Origin of the sequence: Sulfitobacter sp. 1A13496, from assembly GCF_043557225.1 — a bacterium.
Classification (GTDB): domain Bacteria; phylum Pseudomonadota; class Alphaproteobacteria; order Rhodobacterales; family Rhodobacteraceae; genus Sulfitobacter; species Sulfitobacter faviae.
On sequence record NZ_JBIFFP010000002.1, the window covers coordinates 114,424 to 136,507 of the forward strand.

At 63.1% G+C, this 22,084-nt stretch carries 22 protein-coding genes; 14 read left to right on the forward strand and 8 right to left on the reverse strand.

The genetic code is table 11. The features are described 5' to 3' along the window. Positions 1–48 precede the first annotated feature (48 nt). From ACGYLX_RS07275 to ACGYLX_RS07330, 12 genes are all read left to right on the forward strand, one after another. Positions 49–993, forward strand: a complete 945-nt coding sequence (locus ACGYLX_RS07275) for an ABC transporter permease (RefSeq protein WP_168613053.1) — start codon at positions 49–51, stop codon at positions 991–993. Next, the gene (locus ACGYLX_RS07280) at positions 990–1,808 is read left to right on the forward strand and encodes an ABC transporter permease (protein ID WP_168613054.1); all 819 of its coding nucleotides are present in this window, start codon (positions 990–992) and stop codon (positions 1,806–1,808) included. Before ACGYLX_RS07275 ends, ACGYLX_RS07280 begins: the two co-directional genes overlap by 4 nt. Further along, complete coding sequence (locus ACGYLX_RS07285; protein ID WP_168613055.1) at positions 1,805–2,779, forward strand: ABC transporter ATP-binding protein; 975 nt, start codon at positions 1,805–1,807, stop codon at positions 2,777–2,779. The genes ACGYLX_RS07280 and ACGYLX_RS07285 overlap by 4 nt, the downstream gene beginning before the upstream one ends. Next, complete coding sequence (locus ACGYLX_RS07290) at positions 2,772–3,560, forward strand: ATP-binding cassette domain-containing protein (protein ID WP_168613056.1); 789 nt, start codon at positions 2,772–2,774, stop codon at positions 3,558–3,560. The genes ACGYLX_RS07285 and ACGYLX_RS07290 overlap by 8 nt, the downstream gene beginning before the upstream one ends. Further along, on the forward strand, positions 3,557–4,363 hold the full coding sequence (locus ACGYLX_RS07295; protein WP_168613057.1) for a metallophosphoesterase: 807 nt from the start codon (positions 3,557–3,559) through the stop codon (positions 4,361–4,363). The genes ACGYLX_RS07290 and ACGYLX_RS07295 overlap by 4 nt, the downstream gene beginning before the upstream one ends. Before the next feature lie 202 nt (positions 4,364–4,565). Next, positions 4,566–5,156: a helix-turn-helix domain-containing protein gene (locus tag ACGYLX_RS07300; protein WP_394402040.1), complete on the forward strand. Its 591-nt coding sequence runs from the start codon at positions 4,566–4,568 to the stop codon at positions 5,154–5,156. Positions 5,157–5,220: 64 nt separating this feature from the next. Next, positions 5,221–6,813: an ABC transporter substrate-binding protein gene (locus tag ACGYLX_RS07305; RefSeq protein ID WP_067262570.1), complete on the forward strand. Its 1,593-nt coding sequence runs from the start codon at positions 5,221–5,223 to the stop codon at positions 6,811–6,813. A 78-nt stretch (positions 6,814–6,891) separates the two neighbouring features. Next, positions 6,892–8,001: a Xaa-Pro peptidase family protein gene (locus tag ACGYLX_RS07310; protein ID WP_168612860.1), complete on the forward strand. Its 1,110-nt coding sequence runs from the start codon at positions 6,892–6,894 to the stop codon at positions 7,999–8,001. Beyond that, entirely contained in the window at positions 7,995–9,002 is a 1,008-nt protein-coding gene (locus ACGYLX_RS07315; RefSeq protein WP_168612859.1) for an ABC transporter permease subunit, read from the forward strand. The genes ACGYLX_RS07310 and ACGYLX_RS07315 overlap by 7 nt, the downstream gene beginning before the upstream one ends. Beyond that, positions 9,002–9,907: an ABC transporter permease subunit gene (locus ACGYLX_RS07320; RefSeq protein ID WP_168612858.1), complete on the forward strand. Its 906-nt coding sequence runs from the start codon at positions 9,002–9,004 to the stop codon at positions 9,905–9,907. Before ACGYLX_RS07315 ends, ACGYLX_RS07320 begins: the two co-directional genes overlap by 1 nt. Before the next feature lie 3 nt (positions 9,908–9,910). Next, positions 9,911–10,888, forward strand: coding sequence for an ABC transporter ATP-binding protein (locus tag ACGYLX_RS07325; RefSeq protein ID WP_067262560.1), 978 nt, complete (start codon positions 9,911–9,913; stop codon positions 10,886–10,888). Then, positions 10,885–11,844, forward strand: a complete 960-nt coding sequence (locus ACGYLX_RS07330; RefSeq protein ID WP_067262557.1) for an ABC transporter ATP-binding protein — start codon at positions 10,885–10,887, stop codon at positions 11,842–11,844. The genes ACGYLX_RS07325 and ACGYLX_RS07330 overlap by 4 nt, the downstream gene beginning before the upstream one ends. Before the next feature lie 16 nt (positions 11,845–11,860). On the opposite strand, the gene doeB is transcribed toward ACGYLX_RS07330, so the two are convergent. From doeB to ACGYLX_RS07370, 8 genes are all read right to left on the reverse strand, one after another. After that, a complete protein-coding gene (gene doeB, locus ACGYLX_RS07335; protein ID WP_394448285.1) occupies positions 11,861–12,850 on the reverse strand; it encodes a N(2)-acetyl-L-2,4-diaminobutanoate deacetylase DoeB in 990 nt (329 codons plus the stop codon). Further along, on the reverse strand, positions 12,847–14,028 hold the full coding sequence (gene doeA, locus ACGYLX_RS07340; RefSeq protein WP_168612856.1) for an ectoine hydrolase DoeA: 1,182 nt from the start codon (positions 14,026–14,028) through the stop codon (positions 12,847–12,849). Before doeA ends, doeB begins: the two co-directional genes overlap by 4 nt. 60 nt (positions 14,029–14,088) lie before the next feature. Then, positions 14,089–14,880 (reverse strand): aspartate/glutamate racemase family protein, encoded by a 792-nt coding sequence (locus tag ACGYLX_RS07345; RefSeq protein ID WP_168612855.1) that lies wholly within the window; start codon positions 14,878–14,880, stop codon positions 14,089–14,091. A gap of 17 nt (positions 14,881–14,897) precedes the next feature. Then, a complete protein-coding gene (locus ACGYLX_RS07350) occupies positions 14,898–15,338 on the reverse strand; it encodes a universal stress protein (protein ID WP_067262549.1) in 441 nt (146 codons plus the stop codon). A gap of 12 nt (positions 15,339–15,350) precedes the next feature. Next, positions 15,351–16,637 carry a TRAP transporter large permease gene (locus ACGYLX_RS07355; protein ID WP_168612854.1) on the reverse strand — a complete coding sequence of 429 codons (1,287 nt, stop codon included), beginning with the start codon at positions 16,635–16,637 and terminating at the stop codon, positions 15,351–15,353. A gap of 3 nt (positions 16,638–16,640) precedes the next feature. Then, positions 16,641–17,279, reverse strand: a complete 639-nt coding sequence (locus tag ACGYLX_RS07360) for a TRAP transporter small permease (protein ID WP_394448289.1) — start codon at positions 17,277–17,279, stop codon at positions 16,641–16,643. A 73-nt stretch (positions 17,280–17,352) separates the two neighbouring features. Further along, positions 17,353–18,363 carry a TRAP transporter substrate-binding protein DctP gene (dctP, locus tag ACGYLX_RS07365; RefSeq protein WP_394448291.1) on the reverse strand — a complete coding sequence of 337 codons (1,011 nt, stop codon included), beginning with the start codon at positions 18,361–18,363 and terminating at the stop codon, positions 17,353–17,355. Between the two features lie 137 nt (positions 18,364–18,500). Then, a complete protein-coding gene (locus ACGYLX_RS07370) occupies positions 18,501–19,901 on the reverse strand; it encodes a PLP-dependent aminotransferase family protein (protein ID WP_168612992.1) in 1,401 nt (466 codons plus the stop codon). Between ACGYLX_RS07370 and ACGYLX_RS07375 the strand changes: the two genes are divergently transcribed. Both ACGYLX_RS07375 and ACGYLX_RS07380 read left to right on the forward strand, forming a co-directional pair. Further along, on the forward strand, positions 19,900–20,433 hold the full coding sequence (locus ACGYLX_RS07375) for an Lrp/AsnC family transcriptional regulator (protein WP_231886306.1): 534 nt from the start codon (positions 19,900–19,902) through the stop codon (positions 20,431–20,433). The genes ACGYLX_RS07370 and ACGYLX_RS07375 overlap by 2 nt on opposite strands. Before the next feature lie 128 nt (positions 20,434–20,561). Continuing rightward, entirely contained in the window at positions 20,562–22,046 is a 1,485-nt protein-coding gene (locus ACGYLX_RS07380) for an NAD-dependent succinate-semialdehyde dehydrogenase (protein WP_394448294.1), read from the forward strand. Positions 22,047–22,084 lie beyond the last annotated feature (38 nt).

Genomic DNA, 22,084 nt, shown 5'->3' on the forward strand with positions numbered 1-22,084 from the left:
TGAAACGGCCGCGGCGCCTCCGGTGGCGCGGCTTTTGGACCTGACTTCGTGGCCTATTTCCTCTTCCGCCGCACGCTCGGTTTCGTGCTGACCCTGCTCGCCGTCTCGCTCGTGGTCTTTGCCGTGATGAACGTGCTGCCGGGCGATCCGGCGCTGACCATCCTTGGCATGGACGCCAGCGAGGATGCGCTGGCGGCACTGCGCGATCAACTGGGGCTGAACGAGCCGCTGGTGACGCGGTACCTTGCTTGGGTCTGGAACGCGGTGCAGGGGGATTTTGGCATCAGCCATTCCTTCCGCGTACCGGTCTCGGAGCTCATTGCCGAACGACTGCCGATGACGATCTCTCTCGCCGTGGCGGGGATGCTTGTAACGCTGGTGCTGGCGCTGGGCCTTGGCATCACGGCGGCGGCGCAGCATGGGCGCGCGGGCGACTGGGGGGTGATGTTTCTCAGTCAGCTCGGCATCGCGGTGCCGGCCTTCTGGCTGTCGATCCTGCTCGTGATGCTTTTTGCCGTGAAGCTGCGCTGGCTGCCGCCGGGGGGCTTTGCGGGCTGGGACGATCCGGGGGCGGCGCTGCGCTCGCTCATCCTGCCCACGGTGGCGCTGGCGCTGGTGCAATCGGCGGTGCTGGCGCGGGTCACGCGGTCTTCGGCGCTGGAAGTGATGCGGCAGGATTTCGTGCGCACCGCGCGCGCCAGCGGCCTCTCGCGGCGGCGGGTGCTCTGGCGTCATGTGCTGCCCAATGCGCTGGTGCCCATCGTGACCATCGTCGGCATGCAGTTCGCCGCCCTAGTGACCGGCACAATCGTGATCGAGAACGTCTTCTACCTGCCGGGGCTGGGGCGGCTGATCTTTCAGTCCATCGCCAACCGCGACCTGCCCACGGTGCAAGCGCTGGTGATGCTGTTCGCCGCTATCGTGGTGACGGCGAATTTCGTGGTCGATCTGCTCTACGTCGTCATCGACCCCCGGCTGAAGGCGCGGGCATGAAGCGGCTTCCGGCGAATTTCCTGCTGGGGGCACTGCTGGTCAGCCTCGTGGTCGGGGTGGCGGCGCTCTCGCTCGTCTGGACCCCGCATGACCCGCAGGCGATGTCGATCGGCACCAAGTTCGCCCCGCCGTCTGCGGAGCATTGGTTGGGCACCGATCAACTGGGCCGCGACGTGGTGGCGCAATTGATGGCGGCGGCGCGCAACTCGATGACCGTGGCGCTGGTGGCGGTGCTCTTGGGCGGCAGCATCGGCGTGGGGCTGGGGCTTCTGGCCTCCGCGCTCGGCGGCTGGGTCGAGGATGCAGTGATGCGGCTCGCGGACTTGGGCTTTGCCTTTCCGGCGCTGTTGTTCGCGATCATGCTGGCGGCGGTCTTCGGGCCGTCGCTGACCAATGCGGTGCTGGCGATCTCCTTCATCAACATTCCCATTTTCGCCCGCGTCACCCGCGCCTCGGCGAACCAGATATGGACGCGCGATTATGTCGCCGCCGCGCGGGCCGCCGGGCGCGGGCGCTTCGCGATCAGCCGCGATCATATCCTGCCCAACATCGCCGCGGCGGTGATCGTGCAGGCGACCATAGAATTCGCGGTGGCGATCCTCGCCGAGGCGGCGCTGAGCTATCTCGGCCTCGGCGCGCAGCCGCCCGCCTCAAGCTGGGGGCGGATGCTGTCGGAGGCGCAGACGCTGATGTATCTCGCCCCGCAACTGGCGATCTATCCGGGGCTGTGCATCGTCGTGGCCGTGCTGGGCTTTGGCCTTTTGGGCGACGGGCTGCGCGACATCACCGATCCCCGACTGGTGCGTGCGCGATGATTGAGCTTAGCAATCTTTCGATCCATTTCGGCACTGCCGCCGCCCTGCGCGACGCCAATCTGGTGATCGAGCGCGGCGACCGTTTGGGAGTTGTCGGCGAAAGCGGTTCGGGCAAGACGCTGCTGGCGCTCTGTCTGATGGGCATGGCCCCCGAAAGCGCGCGGTTGACCGGGCAGCTACGCATCGACGGGCAGGACATGGCCGACGCATCTGAGCGCGATTGGCAGAGGCTGCGCAGCCGCCGCGTGGCGATGGTGTTTCAAGAACCGATGGCGGCGCTCAATCCGCTGCGTCGGGTGGGCGACACGGTGATGGAGCCGATGGTGCTGCATGACGGGCTGACACGCAGCGCCGCCCGTGCCCGCGCCCTGAGCCTGTTCCAAGAGGTGGGCATTCCCGATCCCGACCGTCGCCTGCGGCAGTTCCCGCATGAGATGTCGGGCGGCCAGCGCCAGCGGGTGCTGATCGCGCTGGCGCTGGCCTGCAACCCCATGCTGCTGATCGCGGATGAGCCGACAACCGCGCTCGACGCCAATGTGGCGCTGCGGATCACCGACCTGCTGCAACGGCTCGCGCGGGAGCGGCAGATGGCGCTGGTTTTCATCAGCCATGACCTCGCCGCCGTGGCGCGGGCGACCGAAGACATCGTGGTGATGTATGCGGGCGATATGGTCGAGCAGGGCCGCACGGCAGAGGTGCTGGGCACACCTGCGCATCCTTATACCAAGGGGCTCTTGGGCGCGCGGCCCGATCCGGGCGTGGCGGGGCGGGATGCCCAAGGAAAACGGCGCAGGCTGCCGACTATTCCGGGCGCGATCCCGCCGCTGCAGGGGCTGCCGCAGGGCTGCCGCTTTGCGGGGCGCTGCCCGGTGGAACTGCCTCATTGCGCCGCGCAGCGCCCAGACTTTGTGCAGATTAACGCGGGCCGTGCCGCCGCCTGTCACCTGCTGACGGAGGGGCGCCATGACTGACGCGCCGCTTTTAGAGGTCCGCAACCTGACCCGCCGCTACAAACTGCCGCGCCAAAGCCTGCTGCGGGCCCCACCGGTGCTGACGGCTTTGGAAAACGCCTCCTTCTCGTTGCACGCAGGCGAGACCTTGGGCGTGGTCGGGGAAAGTGGCTCGGGCAAATCCACTCTGGCGCGGCTGATCATGGCGTTTGAGCGACCGGACGCGGGCGCGGTGCTGTTTCGGGGGCGCGATCTGCATGGGCTCGGGGGGCAAGAACTGCGCAGCCTGCGGCGCGATTTTCAGATGGTGTTCCAAGACCCTTTCGGCTCGCTCAACCCGCGCCGCCGCGTCGGATGGTCCATCGCCGAGCCGCTGCGCGCCAATGGAGAGACCGAGGATATCCCCCACCGCGTCGCCGAAGCCTTGGAGCAGGTCGGGTTGCATGCCGCGGACGCGGGCAAATATCCGCATGAGTTCTCGGGCGGGCAGCGCCAGCGCATCGCCATTGCGCGGGCCATCGTCACCCGCCCCGCGCTCTTGGTCGCGGATGAGGCGGTCTCGGCCCTTGATGTCTCGGTTCAGGCGCAAATTCTCAACCTTCTGATGGACCTGCAGGATGATCTGGGCCTCGGCATGGTCTTTATCAGCCATGACCTTGCGGTGGTCGGATCGATCTGCGACCGGGTGCTGGTGCTACAGCATGGCAAGACCTTGGAAAGCGGTGCGGCGGCAGATGTGTTGCGCAGCCCCGAGCACCCTTATACGAAAACCCTGCTGACAGCCGCAGGAGTACGCCCATGACCCGTTTCGTCCACCTGACCGACCTGCATATCTCGCATCCCGATCTGAACGATCCGCATCTGCACAGCGACACGCCCGCCACCCTGCGCCGCGTGGTGGAGGTGATCAACGCGATGGAACCTCAGCCCGATTTCGTGGTGGCCAGTGGCGATCTGACCAATCACGGCGACCAACAAAGCTATGCCCTTGTGCGCGAGATCATGGAGCCGCTGAAAGCGCCGCTGGTCATGGCCCTCGGCAACCATGACAAACGCGATGGATTCAACGCGGTCTTTGCGCCGGGGCTGGCCGATGCGCCCTATTTCCACGACGCGCCGCAGGGCGATCTGCATGTCATCACCTTGGACAGCAGCGTGCCGGGCAAGGTGGCCGGGGCGCTGGACGACGCGCAGTTCGAGTTTTTGGAAGCCGCGCTTGAGCGTCATGGCGATCTGGCGAAACTCTTGGTGATCCACCACCCGCCGCGCATTGATCCCGCGGCCCTCGCATGGGGCAGTCTGGACGCGGCGAGCAGCGCGCGTTTGGCCGAGATGTTGAAGGGACAGCGCGTGGCGGGCATCCTCTCGGGCCATGTGCATGTGAACCGGGTGAGCCATTGGCACGGCATTCCGGTGGTGATCTCCAACGGGCTGCATTCCACCATCGACCTGACCGAAACCCGCGACCTGCGTATCGTGGAGGGCACTGGATTCGGGCTTTGCGAATGGCATACCAGCGGCTTGAGCGTTTCCTTTGCCCCGCTTGACCCGACGGCGTCTGAACTGGCGCGGATCGACCGGGCGCAACTAAAATCCTTTGAGTAGAATGACATCCACCCCCGTTGGTCGCAGCCTCGCGCCCTGCGCCGCGGTGCAGTAAAAAAATTATTGTTGACCCTCAACCTTTTTAATTTCACACAGCGAGACATGAAAAGGCTATACCCGGCATGAGATCGGGCCGCTGTTCACGGGGAGGGTGAATTTGCTGACTGCCAATGGCGACAGTGTATCGACGCTTGGCGCACGCATGCGCAAGCAGCGTCATCGTTTGTCCCTGACTCTACAGCAGTTGGGCGAAGCCTCCGGCGTGTCCGTGGGCTATCTCAGCCAAGTCGAACGGGGCCGGGCCACGCCTTCGCTGGGCACCCTGTCGCAAATCGCCGTGGCGCTTCAGGTCGATGTCAGTTTTTTCATCCATACGCCCAAGACCCAAGACAGCCTGACCCGTGCCGCCGAGCGTCCGCGCTTTGCCGTTTCGGGCTCATCCATCGAATATGAAAAGATCGGTGCGGATTTCCCGGGCCATGAGCTGTCCTCCTACATCATGAACGTGCCGCCGGGCTATGCCTCGGAAGAGGTCGTCCATGAGGGGGAAGAGGTGATCTATATCCTTGAGGGAGAGATCGCGCAGGTCGTCGATGGGGGGGAGCATATTATGCGGCCCGGCGACAGCCTGCATTACCTCGGCAGCAGCCCGCATTCGTGGTCCAACAAGACCGACAAACCCGCCCGCGTGCTTTGGGTGGGGCGGATGCAATATGAACAGGCCGCTGGCGCCAATAGAATACGTCCGAATGAAGGGGCAGTCGCCACCGCATTCGCGTCGTCTCGCCCGTAAGGGCGTATCACCTGCGGCGGATACCCCGCTGCCAAGAAACAAACCAACCAGGAGAGAGAATATTATGTCTTTTACAACGAAATTGGCCACCGGTGCCATGCTGGCGGCCCTTGGGGCCTCGGCGGTATCGGCCCAATCGCTGGTCTATTGCTCCGAAGGCTCGCCCGAGGGTTTTGACCCTGCGCTGTACACAGCCGGCACCACATTCGACGCCTCCAGCCACCCGATCTACAACCGTCTGGCCGAGTTCAAAGTCGGCACGACCGAAGTCGTGCCCGCGCTGGCTGAAAGCTGGGAAGTCAGCGAAGACGGCATGACCGTGACATTCAAGCTGCGCAAAGGTGTGAAATTCCACTCCAACGACCAGTTCACACCGACACGCGATTTCAACGCCGACGACGTAATCTTCAGCTTTGACCGTCAGGGCAACGAAGAGAACCCCTATCACACCGTCTCCGGCGGCACATGGGAATACTACGGCGGCATGTCCATGCCCGACCTGATCGAAAGCATCGAGAAGGTCGACGATTACACCGTGGCGTTCAACCTGACCCGTCCCGAAGCGCCCTTCATCGCGAACATGGCGATGGACTTTGCTTCGATCGTGTCCAAGGAATATGCCGACGCGATGATGGAAGCCGGCACGCCTGAAATGGTGAACCAAGCGCCCATCGGCACTGGCCCGTTCAAGTTCCAAGCCTACCAGAAAGACGCTGTCATCCGTTACCTGCGTAACGACGACTACTGGGGCGATGCGGCCAAAGTCGAAAGCCTGATCTTCGCGATCACGCCTGACGCCTCCGTGCGCTACCAGAAGGTGCAGGCGGGTGAGTGCCACGTGATGGCATATCCGAACCCTGCCGATGTTCAGGCGATGAAAGACGCTGAAGACATCGTCGTGATGGAGCAAGAAGGTCTGAACGTGGGCTATCTGGCCTATAACACGCAGGTCGCGCCCTTCGACAACGCCAAGGTCCGCAAGGCCCTGAACATGGCGATCGACAAGCAGGCGATCATCGACGTGGTGTTCCAAGGGTCCGGCGAAATCGCCAAGAACCCGCTGCCGCCGACCATGTGGTCCTACAACGACGCCATCGAAGACGACAACTATGACCCCGAGGCCGCCAAGGCGATGCTCGAGGAAGAGGGCGTCAGCGATCTGTCGATGAAGATCTGGGCGATGCCGGTTCAGCGTCCCTACAACCCCAATGCCCGCCGTATGGCCGAGCTGATGCAGGAAGACTTCTCCAAGGTTGGCGTCGATGTCGAAATCGTCTCCTACGAATGGGGTGAGTATCTGGAGCGCTCCAAGTCCAAGGACCGTGACGGTGCTGTGCTGCTGGGTTGGACCGGCGACAACGGTGACCCAGACAACTTCCTCGCGGTTCTGCTGGGCTGTGACGGTGTCGAGAAATCCAACCGCGCCCAGTGGTGCAACGAGGAATTCGACGCGCTGATCCAGAAAGCCAAGGTTCTGCCGACCCAAGAAGAGCGTGCGCCGCTTTACGAAGAAGCGCAGGAAATCTTCAAGGATCAAGCGCCTTGGGCCACCATCGCGCATTCGGTCGTCTATATGACCATGCGCCCCGAAGTTGAAAACTATGTCGTGCACCCGCTGGGTGGCCACATCTTCAACCAAGTTGGCCTGAAGCAGTAACCCTGCCGCTTTGACCAAAGGGGGCGGCATCCTGTGCCGTCCCCATTTTATTAACCTCGCCAGCCCGAAAGCCAGCCCATGTCCCCTTCGCTGAATGATCGCCTGTCGGCCTATGCCGATATCGCCGCCGACCTATCGGTCGATGCCGTGGCGCTGGTGCCCGGCCCGAATTTCACCCGCGCCGTTGACCATGCCTTTATGAGCCACGAACGCCCCTTCGTTCTGGTAATCCCCGCCCGCGGCCCCGCCGCCGCCTTGGTGCCGAACCTTGAATTGGGCAGTTGGGAATTGGTCGGTTTCGACGGGGCCGTTTTCGATTGGCGCGACCAGACGGGCTATGACGATGCCTTCGCCGCGCTGATGCAACATTTGAACATCACCTCGCTTGCCGTTGAAGGCCAAGTGATGCGCGTCTTCGTGCATCACGCGCTGAAGAAAGCGCAGCCCGATCTGCGGATCATCGACGCCGAGCGCGAGATCTCCGCCCCCCGCATGATCAAGACCGAGGCCGAGGTCGCGGCGCTGCAAAAAGCCATCGACATTTCCGAACGCGCCCTGCGCGCCACGCTGGATAGCGTGAAGCTCGGCCAGACCGAGAAAGAGATCGAGCAAAAGCTGGTGCAGATGGTCTTTGCCGAAGGGGCCGACGATCTGTCCTTCGCCCCCATCGTCGCCGCCGGTGACGGCTCGGCCCGCCCGCATGCCAAGGCGCGTGAGGATTACCGCGTCAAAGCAGGCGATGCGCTGCTGATCGACTTCGGTGCGCGCAAGGACGGCTTTGCCGCCGACATCACCCGCACCGTTTTCCTTACCCATGTCAGCGACGAGGGGCGCGCCGTGTACGACACTGTGCTGCGCGCCAACCTTGCCGGGCTGGAGGCCACCCGCGCAGGCGTCACCGCGCATGAGATCGACGATGTGGTGACCGGCGTGCTCGAAGCCTCTCCTTTTGCCGACCGCATCCGCACCAAGACCGGCCACGGTCTGGGCCGCGATGTGCATGAAGCGCCCTATATCATGCGCGGCAACCACATGACTTTACCCGCCGGAACGGTGTACACCAACGAACCCGGTCTCTATGAGATCGGCAACTTTGGGGTGCGCATCGAAGATGACGTGCTGATTACCGAAGATGGCTACAAATCCCTGACCAACTTTCCGAAGGAACTGATGGTGCTCCCGTGCTGAAATATGTCTTGTCGCGCCTTGCGACCTTCATCCCCACCTTTATCGGCGTCACGCTGATATCATTCGCCTTCATCCGCTTGCTGCCCGGCGACCCGATCGTCGTCATGGCCGGTGAGCGCGGCATTTCCGAAGAACGCTACCTCGAACTGCAACAGCAGTTCGGCTTTGACCGTCCGATCTATGTGCAGTTCTGGGATTACTTCACCGGCGTGATACAGGGGGATTTGGGCACGTCTTTCGTGACCAAACGCCCCGTCTGGGATGAGTTCTTCTCGCTTTTCCCCGCCACGCTGGAGCTGTCGCTCTGCGCGATGATCTTCGCCGTGGCCTTGGGCCTGCCCGCAGGGGTGATCGCGGCGGTGAACCGGGGCAAGTTCTTTGACCGGGCGCTGATGTCGACCGCGCTGGTGGGCTATTCGATGCCGATCTTCTGGTGGGCCTTGCTGCTGATCATCGTCTTTTCCGGCAATTTGGGCTGGACCCCGGTCTCGGGCCGGATCGACCTTCTTTACTATTTCCCCAACGCCACCGGCTTCATGCTGATCGACAGCATCGTATCGGGGCAGGACGGCGCCTTCCTCTCGGCGCTGCGGCACCTGCTGCTGCCGACCATCGTGCTGGGGACCATCCCGCTGGCGGTGATCGCGCGGCAGACCCGTTCGGCGATGCTTGAGGTGCTGGGCGAGGATTACATCCGCACCGCCCGCGCCAAGGGCATGTCGACGGGCCGGATCAACGGCATCCACGCCCTGCGCAACGCCCTTATCCCCGTCATCACCGTGATCGGCCTCTCGGTCGGCACGCTGCTGGCGGGCGCCATCCTGACCGAGACGATCTTTAGCTGGCCGGGCATCGGCAAGTGGATGGTCGACAGCATCTTCCGCCGTGACTACCCGGTGGTTCAGGGTGGCCTTCTGCTCATCGCCGTCATGGTCATGGTCGTGAACCTCACCGTCGACATGCTCTACGGCATCATCAACCCGAAAATCAGGAAACGCTAATGGACGACGCACTCTCTGCCGAAGCCGAAATGATGCACGACCGCCCCGGCCGCTTGCGCGAATTCTGGTTCTATTTCCGTGAAAACCGCGGGGCCGTGATTGGCCTGTGGATCTTCGCCATCTTCGCCATCCTCGCGCTCTTCGGCCCGTGGATCGCGCCGCATGACGCGACCGAGCAGTTCCGCTCGGCCACCCTGCAACCGCCCGCGTGGCAAGAGGGGGGGACGTGGAACCACATCCTCGGGACCGATCCTCTGGGCCGGGACATGCTCTCGCGGCTGATCGTCGGCGCGCGCTATTCCTTCTTCGTGGGTATCGTGGTGGTGACCATCGCCGCCTCGGGCGGGATCATCATCGGTCTCATTTCGGGCTTCGCGCCCAAATGGGTCGATACGATCATCATGCGGATCATGGACATCATCCTCGCCTTCCCGTCGCTCTTGCTGGCGTTGGTGCTGGTGGCGATCCTCGGGCCGTCCCTCACCAACGCGATGATCGCCATCGCCATCGTGCTTCAGCCGCATTACGTGCGCCTGACCCGCGCCAGCGTGATCTCAGAGCGGCAGAAGGACTATGTCACCTCGGCCCGCGTCGTCGGCGCCAGCACGCTCCGGCTGATGGTCGTGACCGTGCTGCCGAACTGCCTTGCGCCGATCATCGTGCAGGCCGCGCTGTCGTTTTCGACCGCGATCCTCGATGCCGCCGCCTTGGGTTTCCTCGGCATGGGCGCACAGCCGCCCACACCCGAGTGGGGCACCATGCTGGCCGAAGCGCGCGAGTTCATCCTGCGCGCATGGTGGGTCGTGACCTTCCCCGGGCTTGCGATCCTCGTCACGGTGCTGGCGATCAACCTCATGGGCGACGGTCTGCGCGACGCCCTCGATCCGAAACTGAAGCGGAGCTGATTGATGTCTCTATTGCGTATCCGCAACCTCTCGGTCGATTTCGCCACCGCCTCGGGCAAGTTCCGCGCGGTGGACAGCGTCGATCAGGATGTCGACACCGGTGAGATCCTCGCCATCGTCGGCGAAAGCGGCTCGGGCAAGTCGGTCTCCATGCTGGCGCTGATGGGGCTCCTGCCTTGGACCGCCACCGTCACCGCCGATGAGCTGACCTTCGATGGCCACGACCTGCTGACCATGGACAAACGCGCCCGGCGCAAGATCGTCGGCAATGATCTGGCGATGATCTTTCAAGAGCCGATGTCTTCGCTCAACCCCTGTTTCCCGGTGGGCTGGCAGATCAAGGAATCGCTCCGCGTGCATCTGGGCCTCAACCGGGCCGAGCGGCACAAGCGGGCCATCGAGCTGTTTGAGCAGGTCGGCATTCCGGACCCGGAAAAGCGCCTGTCGGTCTTCCCACACCAGATGTCGGGCGGCATGAACCAGCGCGTGATGATCGCCATGGCGATTGCCTGCAAGCCGAAGCTTTTGATCGCGGATGAGCCCACGACCGCGCTCGACGTGACCATTCAGGCGCAGATCCTCGACCTGCTGACCTCGCTGCGCGACGAGACGGGCATGGGGCTGGTGCTGATCACCCATGACATGGGCGTGGTCGCCGAAACCGCCGAGCGGGTATCGGTGCAATATGCCGGTCAGAAGATTGAGGAGCAGCAGGTGCTGCCGCTCTTCCGCGAACCGCACCATCCCTATACGGCGGCGCTGCTGGACGCGCTGCCCGAGCGCGCGACCGAGAAACGCCTGCCGACGATCCCCGGCGTGGTGCCCGGCCAGTTCGACCGGCCTGCGGGGTGCCTCTTCTCTCCGCGCTGCAAATTCGCCAACGACAAATGCCGCGCTGAGAACCCGCCGCCCTTGGGCGAGGATCTGGGTAAGGCGCGTTGCTTCTATCCGCTCAACACCAATGAAAGGGCCGCATCATGACTGCCCCCGTAATGACCGCCGACGCGCTGCAGCGTCACTATCAGGTTGGTGGCGGCTTCCTGCGCAAGACCCAGACATTGAAGGCCGTCGCGGGCCTCGATTTCGAACTGCACCCCGGCAAGACGCTGGCCGTGGTGGGCGAGAGCGGCTGCGGCAAGTCCACGCTGGCGCGCATGGTCACGATGATCGAGGAGCCGACCGCAGGCTCGCTCACGCTCGACGGCAAACCGGTGCGCCCCGAGGATTGGGCCGACCTGCGCCAGCATGTGCAGATCGTGTTCCAAGACCCCTACGGCTCGCTCAACCCGCGTCAGCAGATCGGCACGATCCTGCAGGAGCCGCTGGTCATCAACCGCAAGGACATGTCCAAGAAAGAGCGCGAGGAGAAGGCGCGCGAGATGCTGCGCCTCGTCGGCCTGCGGCCCGAGCATTACGACCGCTACCCGCATATGTTCTCGGGCGGTCAGCGCCAGCGCATCGCGGTGGCCCGGGCGCTGATGCTTGACCCCAAGGTGCTGGTGCTGGACGAGCCGGTCTCGGCCTTGGACCTGTCGATTCAGTCGGCGATCCTGAACCTGCTGGTGGACCTGCAGGAGAAGATGGATCTGGCCTATCTCTTCATCAGCCACGACCTGTCGGTCGTGCGCCACGTGGCCGATGACGTGATCGTCATGTACCTCGGCCGCGCGGTGGAGAAGGGACCGAAGGACGAGGTCTTCGACAATCCGCGCCATCCCTATACGGCGGCACTTCTGTCGGCCACGCCGCGCGCCGACCCCGAGGGCGGCAAGGAGCGCATCAAACTGCAGGGCGAATTGCCCTCGCCGCTGGCGATCCCCGAGGGTTGCCCCTTCGCCCCGCGTTGCTGGAAAGTGCAGGATGTCTGCCGCAAGGAGCGCCCCCCGTTGGAGGGCGCGCCGCATCCGGCGGCTTGCTACTTTCCCGTCGACGAATGAGGCGGGCGCGGCTGGCTCAGACCACCTGCGCCACCACCCCGATGCAATCGCCCATCTTGACCAGCCCCGGCACATGCCGGGCGGTCAGGATGCCGCTAAGCTGCGCATGGGCGAGGATCGCTGGCTGACCGCTGCGGTCACTGGGCCAGAGCCGGGCGATGGGCTGGCCCTCGGTCACCGCGTCACCCAGATCGACCAGCGGCTCCAACAGGGCCGTGGTCTCGCTAAAGGTGAAGCAGCGCCCGTCAGGCATGTCGAGCATCACGCTTTCGGCCACCTCCGGCTCCCCTTGCAGAATGTCCGCATGGATCAGCAGGTTGCGCGCGCCTTTGCGAGCCACGGCGATGCTCTTGGCCGTCGATGTGCCCGCGCCCCCCAATTCGGTGGTGACAAAGACCTTACCCTGCTCCTCGACCTCGGTGTCGAACATGCCGCGGCTGTCAATCTCTAGCATCTTCATGGAGTAGGGCGCGTTGAACGCCTCCATCGCGGCCATGCAAGCGGCCTCCTGCCGCTTGTCGGGCAGGATATGCGCGGCGGCGAAGGGCAGGAAATCCAGCGTCCGCCCGCCGGAGTGGTAATCCAGCACGATATCGGCCAGCGGCACCAGTTCGGACGCGATGTAATGCGCGATCTTCTGGGTCACCGTGCCGCCGGGGCTGCCCGGAAAGCTGCGGTTCATATTGCCCCCGTCGATGGGCGAACAGCGGCGGCCCGCGGCAAAGGCGGGTTGGTTCATCATCGGCAAGATGATGACCCGGCCCGTGATCTGCGCCGGATTCAGCGTAGCGGCCAGTTCCTGCAAAGCAATCGGGCCTTCGTATTCATCGCCGTGGTTGCCGCCGGTGAGCAGCGCCGTGGGGCCGTCGGCGCCATTGATGACGGTGATGGGGATCATCACGGACCCCCAAGCGCTGTCGTCGCGGCTGTAGGGCAGGCGCAGGAAACCGTGATGCGCGCCGGGTTGGTCAAGCGGGATGGTCGGGGTGATGGGATTGCTGGTCATGCGGAAACAAACAACTTTCGCGGTGTGGTGCAGAAACATTCGTGGCCGGTCTCGGTGATGCGGATCGGCTCGGTGATCTCAAGCCCGCCATCGTCGAGCCAGAGGGCGGGCATGAAATGGAAGGTCATGCCGGGCTCTAGGATCGTCTTGTCGCCACGGCGGAAAGAGATGGTGCGCTCCCCCCAGTCCGGCGGGTAGCTGATGCCGATGGCATAGCCGCAGCGGCTGTCCTTTTCGAATCCCGCCTTGTTCAGCGTGGCGTTGAAGGCATTGGCGATATCCTCGGCCCGGTTGCCGGGTTTGGCCTGTTCGAGACCTGCGTCAATCGCATCCAGCACGGCGCTTTCCGCGTCGCGGTATTTCTGCGGCACATCGCCAAAGAACAGCGTGCGCGACTGGGGGCATTGATAGCGTCGATGCGCGCCTGCGATCTCAAAGAACGTCGCCTCATTGGGCTGCATGGGCCGGTCGTCCCATGTTAGATGCGGGGCGGTAGCGTCCATGCCCGAAGGGGCCATGGGCACGATAGCCGGGTAATCCCCCCAGAACCCCTGTGCGCCGCGAATGCCGGTGGCATAGATCTCGGCCACCAGATCGTTCTTGCGCATGCCCGGCACGGCGACTTCGAGGATGCGGACGTGCATTTCCTCCACGATCCGCGCAGCGCGTTCCATATATTCGATCTCGCGCTCGGATTTCACGGCGCGTTCCCAGTTCACCAACGCCGTGGCATCCATGAAGGTCGCCTTGGGCAGCTTGGCCTTGAGCGTGTCGTGGGCGCGAGCGGAGTAATAGTAATTATCCATCTCGACGCCGATGCGGGCCTGCTCCAACCCCATTTCGCTCAAGAGAGCCGAGAGGTCTTCCATCGGGTGTTTCTCGGGGTTCTGTACGTAGCTGTCGTCATAGCCGCGAATGCAGTCGTCCTCCATGAAGACCGTTCGCCGGGCGCCAAGCGCATCCATGCCGCGGCCCCACCAGACCGGCTCCCCCTCATGGGTCAGGATCACTGCTTGGTAAACATAGAAGGACCAACCGTCATAACCCGAGAGCCAAGACATGTTCGACGGATCGCTGACGACGATGGCATCGAGATTGCGCGCGGCCATGGTCTTGCGCGTTCGGTCGACCCGGCGCTGGTACTCGCTGTTGGTAAAATTCGCCTCATAAGTGGTCATAGGCCAGCCCCTTTCATGTCTGGTTACCCGAATAATGCGATCCGGCCAGAGGGGCCGGGATCACGGAATGATGCCTTGTGCATGGGCGCTTGGCATGTCGCAGTCGAACAGACGGCCATAGCCGTCGGGGCGACCCGACAGCCCGCCCATCCGTTGCAACGCCCAGCACAGCGCTTGGTTAGAGGTCACGACGGGCTTTCCCAGCCGTGCTTCGATCCGGTCGATCACGTCGACGCCGCGCAGGGAGGTGCAGGAGAGGAAAAATGCCTCTACTTCCGCGCCATCCAGCGCAGCGGCGCCGTTTATGATGCTTTCGTCGTCGATCCGCGCCATGTCGCGGTCGTCTTCCAATGCGAAGGCCCCGTTGCGCATGACCTCTAGCCCCTGATCGTTGAAATAGGTGGCCAGCGGCGCGGCGGTTTCCGGCAGATAGGGGGTCAGCATCGCCACCCGCGTCACGCCAAGCGCGGCAAAGCCCGCGATGGCGGCGGAGGCGGGGGTGATGACGGGCACGCCGGGCAGCCCCTCGCCAATCGCCGCGCGCACAGCCGGGTTGCCGATGGCGACCGAGGCCGAGGTGCAGCAAAAGGCGATGGCCGACAGCTGGATGCCCGGCACCAAAAGCGCCGCCGTGCGGGCCATATCGGGGGTCATGGCGCGCAGCCGTTCGGGGGTGGTGGGGTTCTCAAAAGCGATCCGGGCCACATGCAGCGCCGCCTGCGCCGGGTCGATCAGCCGCGCGGCGTCGCGTTCAAAGGTCATGTCGGTCGACAGCAGCATCGCCCCCAGCCGCACGGGGTCATCTTCACGCAAACGGCAATCAAGCGTCTCGCTTTGCACAGGGGGTGTCACCTGAATATTCCTTTGACCTAGACGACAAGCACGGGGCATTTCGCGAGCCCCGTAACCTTGTGAGAGACCGACCCCAAGAGATAGCTGTCGCCCGTGGCTCCAAGGCCGCGCGAGCCGATGACGATCAGGTCAACCTCATGTTTCTTGGCAAATTCCGTTACCGCCCGCGCGGGGCGGCCAGAGCGGACGAAGGCGCGGACATTCTCGACGCCCGCGTCTTTCATCAGTTGCTTGCCGTGGGTGATAATCTCGGTCGCATGGGCCTGCATCGCGTCGTCGATATTGCCCGGATCGTTCACCCGCACCATCGAGAGCGACGCCTCCAGCATTGAATGATGCCGGTAGATCGTCAAAAGCGTCACTTTCGCCCCGGTCAGCTTGGCCATCTCTGCCGCCTTCATCAGCGCGCGGTCGGCATTCACCGAGCCGTCATAGGGGGCGAGGATATGGGTGAACATGACGCTCTCCTCTTATTTCGCAAAGGCCAGATCGCGCAGGAACAGGGCGATCTGCGGGAAAAAGATCAGGGCAACCGAGACGCTCAGCAGCATGATGATGAAGGGCGGGGTGCCGCGGATGACTTCCATATAGGGCCGTTTGAAGACCGCGATGGCGGTGAAGATGTCACAGCCGAAGGGCGGCGTGGCCGAGCCGATGGCGACTTGCAACGTGATGACGGTGCCGACCAGCACCGGGTCGAGGCCGACCGAGTCCACCACCGGGGCAAAGATCGGCACGAAGACGAGGATCACGACAATGGGGTCCACGAACATACAGCCGATGAAGAAGGCCGCCGAGATCACGAAGAGCACGCCAATCGGTCCCATGCTGTCGATCCCGATGCCGGTCAGCACCGCTTGGGGGATCTGCGCGAAGGAGATAACCCAAGAGAATGCCGCACCCGCCGCGACGAGGATGAAGACCACGGCGGTAATCAGCCCGGTCGATTTTGCGGTCTCATAGATGCCGGCAAAGTCGATTTCCCGAAAGACGATCATCTCAAGGAAAATGGCATAGAGCACGCAGGCCGCCGCCGCCTCGGTCGGGGAGAAGACACCGCCGTAGATGCCGCCGATGATGATCGCCGGGAAGCCCAGCGGCCAGAGCGCTTGACGCACCGCGCGGAAACGCTCGCCCCATGTCGCTTTCTCTTCGGTGGGGACGTTATGGCGGTAGGCGTAGATCACCGAATAGATCGAGAAGAGCGCGAGGATCAGCAGGCCGGGGCCGATGCCCGCGATGAAGAGTTCGGCAATCGACGTGTTGGAGACGACGCCGTAGATGATCATTCCGATGGAGGGCGGGATCAGGAATGCGATGTCGGAGGAGTTCACGATCAGCGCCAGGACGAAACTGTCTTTGTAGCCCGCCTTAAGCATCCGGGGCCGCAAGGGCGAGCCAACGGCGACGACCGTCGCCTGTGTGGAGCCCGAGACCGCGCCAAACATGGTGCAAGCCGCAGCGGTGGCGACCGCGAGACCGCCTTTCATATGGCCGACGAAGGACATCACCATATCGATCAGCCGCCCGGCGGATTGGCCCCGCGTCATGATGTCGGCGGCAAAGATGAACATCGGCACGGCAATCAGCGAGGCGGGTCTGACCCCCGCCATCATCTGCTGCACCATCGTCTCAAGCTGGCCGAAACCGCCGAAGAGCGAATAGAAACCGACGAAAGCCCCCACGATCAGCGGGATCATCATGGGAAAGCCGAGCAGCAGCAGAACGACCATGACAGAGAAAATGGTGACGGCCATGGCTCAGACCTCCCGCTCGTTGTCGTCGTAGCCTTCGAGAACGCTGGTCGACAGGTAAATATCTGGTTCAATGATGTTTTTGATCGCGGTCAGCAGGTATTGCAGCCCGGTCATGAAAAAGCCGAAAGGCACCCAGACCAGCGTCCACCAGACCGGCACTTGCAGGGCGGGCAGCAGGCGACCGCGTCCGGCTTGGGTCATGATGTATTGCAGCGCGTACCACGCGAGGCCGAACATGAAGACGGCGGTGACGAAGGCAATAAAGATCATCAGCGCTTTGCGGGGGCGCGGGGGCAGGGCGTCGAAAATCGCCGACATGCGGATATGCCGCCCGTGCCGCGCGGCATAGGAAATGCCCGCGAAGGTGATGAGGATGATCAGGATGCTGTTCAGCTCTTCGGAAAAGAAGATCGAGCTTTGAAAGACGAAACGGCCCACGACATTGGCGATCGTATTGGCGGCCATCAACAAAACACCAGCGGCGAGCATCACAGACTCAAGCCAGCTGATCGCATTGTCGATGGTGCCCAGAGGGCCGGGGAGGGTGGATTTATAGGTGCCCACGGGGGCGTCATCGGTGCCGGTGGTATCTGTCTGAGATTGCAGTTGCGAACTGTGGTTGTCTTCCGTCACCGGCGTCATCCCGTAGATGGTTCAAATGGATCGCGTCAAAATAAGGTCACCCCCCGGCGATGCCGGAGGGTGAGAAAGGTATTTACTTGACGGCTTCAAGGTCTGCCTTGAATTGCTCAAGGATTTCCTTGCCGCTGTCGCCTGTCATTTCGATGAAGGCTTCTTCGACCGATGCGGCCTTGTCTTTGAAGGGCTGACGCTCTTCTTCGGACAGGATGTTGATCTGCATATCGGGCTTCGCCTTGGCGATGTTGTCCAGCGACTTCTGCTGCAGGCCGGACTGGTATTCGAGAATGTAGTCGAATGCCGCGTCAGAGGCGTTTTGAACGACCTCTTTGTCCTCATCGGACAGGCCGTCATAGAAATCCTTGTTGGCCATCACAGCGGTGGTGAAGTTGTTGTGGCCGATGCAGGTGATGACCTCGGTCACCTCATACATTTTGGTGGATTCCAGATAGAAGCCGGGGTTCTCCTGACCCTGAATGATGCCGGTTTGCATCGCGCCATAGACTTCGCCCCATGGCAGCGGTGTTGGCGTGGCACCAAAGGCTTTGTAGCTTTCCACCAAGAGCGGGTTGGTCATGACGCGAAACTTGACTTCATTGAGGTCTTCGGGCGTTTTGACCGGCTCTTGCGTGGTCATGCAAACGTCACCCTCGGGGAACATCTTGAGCAGTTCCAGACCCTGCTCTGCATAAAGCTCGGGGAACATTTCGTTGATGGCCTTGGAGGTGCGGAAGAACTCGAACAGTTCCTCGTCGTCCTGCGGCAGCAGGTAGGGCACGAAGAAGACCTGCGCCTCGGGGATCAGCGCGCCGGTGAAGCCGGGGGATTGGTCCACGAACTGAAGGATACCGGCCTGCGCCTGTTCCATCGTGTCAACGGATTCACCCAAGGTGCCATAGGGAAAAAGCTGCACTTCGTGGTCGGAGTTCGCTTCGACCTCTTCCTTGAATTTCTGGGCGTATTTGCCCTGCACCTCGTCCAGTGCCTCTTCGAATGCATAGCGCCACGTGTCGGCGGAGGCCGCGCCTGCGACGCTTGTCACGGCTGCGAGGATACCCCCGGTGATAACGGTCTTGAAATTAGCCATCTGTCTCCCTTTCATTTATTGCCCGCGCAGCACAAAGGCCGCAGCGAAACTAATGTCCTGACTGCTAGATCATTTAAACCGATCCCAATCATGTCAATGTGAATATTGATCCATGACAATTTGAGACGCTCTCACAGTCATTCCGCCCCACCCCTGTTGCGTAATCTTGCATCGATCATGCGAATCCCCCGGGCGAATTCGGGAAAGGATTGCCCCCCGATCGAGACGCGAAGCCCCGGGTGGCGGTCTGGTGGGCCGATGGCGAAACTGGCCCCATTGGCTACGGCGACCCCGCTTTCGCGGATGGATTTGACCAGTTCGGCCTCTTCGTAAATGTCATGACAGGGCAGCCAGAGGTGCAGCCCGTTCGAACTGGTCCGCATGTCGAGGCCGCGAAACACATTGGCGGCGAAATCGGCGCGGTCGCGCAGGGCCAGTTGCTGACGGTTGAGCAGGGTTTCGGCGGTGCCTTCTTCGATCCAGCGCCCGGCGATCTCGGTCATCATATTGGTGGCCATCCAACTGGTCACCATATGCCGGTTGGCCGCCGAGGCCCCAAGGTGATCCGGCACCACAAGATAGCCGACCCGTAGCCCCGGCAGCAGGCATTTGGTGAGGCTGGTGAAATAGAGCACCCGTTCCGGGGCCATTGCGGCCATTGGCGGCGGCGGCGCGTCTTGCAGCGGCCCCCATGATTGGTTCTCGATGATCAGCAGGTCATGGCGTCTTGCCACCTCGATCACCGCGGCGCGGCGGCTTTCCGTCATGGTAAAGGCCAGCGGATTGGCGCCATTGGGGATCAGGTAGACGGCCTTCACCGGCTCTTTCGCGCAGATCCGCTCCAGCGCTTCGGGGCAGATGCCGCCCGCGTCGACGGTCACCCCTTGCAGGCGGATGCCCAAAAAACGGGCGAGGGGGCGCAGGGTGTGATGGCCGATGTCTTCGCTGACGATCAGATCGCCCGGTTGTGCCGCCGTCATCATCGCCACGGTCATCGCGCTGGTGCTGCCGTTGGTGGGGATCACCGCCATCCCCTCCAGATCCAGCCCGCAGAGCGAGAGCCAGCGCCGCACTGCGCTGCTGCTGTCCCCGGCGCGGAGGTCTTGGCGAAACCCGCCCATCATCGCGCGGGGCAGGGAGCGGGCCATGGCGCGGAGTGTCTTTTGCATCGCCTCTTCATGGGCGTGATCCAGCACAGGTTTCAAGATCGACATATCCAGCAACCGCCCGGCGGCCTTGCGGCTGACGAAGGGCATGGAGATCTCATCGCTCGCCGCGCGCACGAAAGTGCCGCGACCCACCTCTCCGACGATCTTACCCGCCTCGACCAGCTTGTCATAGGCGCGGCTCACGGTTTGCACGCTCAGCGACAGGTCAAAGGCCATCTGCCGCTGCGTCGGCAGGCGGTCTCCGGGTTTGAGCACGCCATTCTGTATCGCCGTTTCAATCGCCTGAACGAGTGAACGATAGGCAGGGCGGGTCAGGGATCCGGGGTCTGGGCGCCATTTTGTCATGATCTGGATGATCACCACAATCATGACAATTGACAAGTCCGGCATGCGCTCGCATGAAGCGGATATGAGCTTTGTCAAACTCGATAAGCGCGATATCGCGGTGCTGTCGATCCTCTCTCGCGAGGGGCGCATCGCCAAATCCGCGCTTGCCGACAAGGTCAACCTGAGCGCTACCGCCTGCGGCGAACGGCTGTCACGGCTGGAGGCTGCGGGCATCATCACCGGCTATCAGGCCCATGTCGCCCTGCGCCGCATCGCCCCGCATGTCACCGTCTTTGTGCAGGCCGAATTGGGCAACCACCGGGCCGAGGCGTTTCAGCGGTTCGAGGCCGTGATCGCGCAGCATGATGAGATCGTGCAGTGCTGGGCCTTGGGCGGCGGCTTTGACTATCTGCTACAGGTCGTCACCCGCGACATCGACAGCTACCAACGTCTGATGGATGCGCTGTTGGATCAGCAGGCCGGGCTGAGCCGCTACTTTACCTATGTCGTCACCAAATCGGTCAAATCGGCGCCGTTGCCGCTGTCGCTGCTGCTGCCCGAGGGCGAAAGCTGAGTCGCCGTAGTTTTTGCGGCGGGCCGGGGGCTGCGCCGCAAAACCTCCTGCCGATCGGCTGATATTCGGTCAAACCCGCGCCGCATCCTGCCTTACCTTCGGGGCAATTCATCCCAAGGAGGTGCCCGATGACCAAGATGATCCCAACCCCCGCCGATGGTCTGCCCGCGCTGACGCGGGGCGCATTGGCTCGCCACTTTGCCTATGTCGATGGCGCATGGGTCGCGGGGGCGCAGAGCGATGATTTCAAGGTGACCGATCCGGCCAGCGGCGCGGTGCTGGGGGCGGTGGCCAAGCTTAGCGCCGAGGACAGCCGCGGCGCGGTGGATGCCGCCCATGCTGCATTTCCCCACTGGTCGGGCCTTCTGCCGCAAGAGCGCGGCGCGATCCTGCGCCGCTGGCGCGACCTGATGCTGGAGAACCGGGAGGATCTGGCGCGGATCATGACCGCCGAACAGGGCAAACCCATCTCCGAGTCGCGCGGCGAGATCGACTATGCCGCCTCCTTCTTTGAGTTCTATTCCGAAGAGGCCCGCCGCCCGAATATCGAAGGCGTCACCTCGCATCTGCCAGATGCCGAGGTGGAAATCTGGCGCGAGCCGGTGGGCGTGGCCGCGCTGATCACGCCGTGGAACTTCCCCTCTGCCATGCTGACCCGCAAGGCGGGGGCGGCGCTGGCCGCAGGCTGCACCGTGGTGGCGCATCCTTCGGCAGAGACGCCCTTCTCGGCGCTGGCGCTGGCCGAATTGGGCGAACAGGCAGGGCTACCAAAGGGGGTGTTCAACGTCGTCACCGGCGAGGCGCCCGAGATCGTGAAACCGTGGATGGAGGACACCCGCGTGCGGGCCATCTCTTTCACCGGCTCCACCGAGATCGGCAAACTGCTGTACCGTCAGGCATCGGACAGCGTGAAACGTCTGGTGCTTGAACTGGGCGGCCATGCGCCTTTCATCATGTTCGATGATGCCGATATGGACCGCGCCGTCGAAGAGGCGATCAAGGCTAAGTTCGCCACTTCCGGTCAGGACTGCCTCGGCGCGAACCGCTTCTTCATTGCCCGCGACAGCTATGCCACCTTCTGCGCGCGGTTCACCGCCGCGACCGAAGCGCTCACCGTCGGCATCGGGGCGGATGACCCCGACATCGGCCCGTTGATGAACGAGAAAGCCGTGGCCAAACAAGAAGAACACGTCAAAGATGCGCTTGACCGTGGGGCGCGGCTGCTTTGTGGTGGCAAGCGTCACGCGGCGGGGCCGCTGTTCTTTGAGCCGACGGTGCTGGCGGACGTGCCGCCCGATGCGCTGATCATGCGCGCGGAAACCTTTGGCCCCGTGGCCGCCATCGCGGCCTTCGACAGCGAGGATGAGGCGATCCAGCGGGCCAATGACACGGAGTATGGGTTGGTGGCCTATGTCCACAGCCAAGACCCCCGCCGCATCTACCGCGCCAGCCGGGCGCTATGTTTCGGCATGGTGGCGGTGAACCGCACCAAGGTGACCGGCGCGCCGATCCCCTTTGGCGGCACGAAACAATCGGGGATCGGGCGCGAGGGATCGCGGCTGGGGCTCGAAGCCTTTACGGAAGTCAAATACGTCTGCCGTGACTGGGCCTAAGATTTAAAGGATACGGCGCAAAGGCGCGCCGGAAGAAA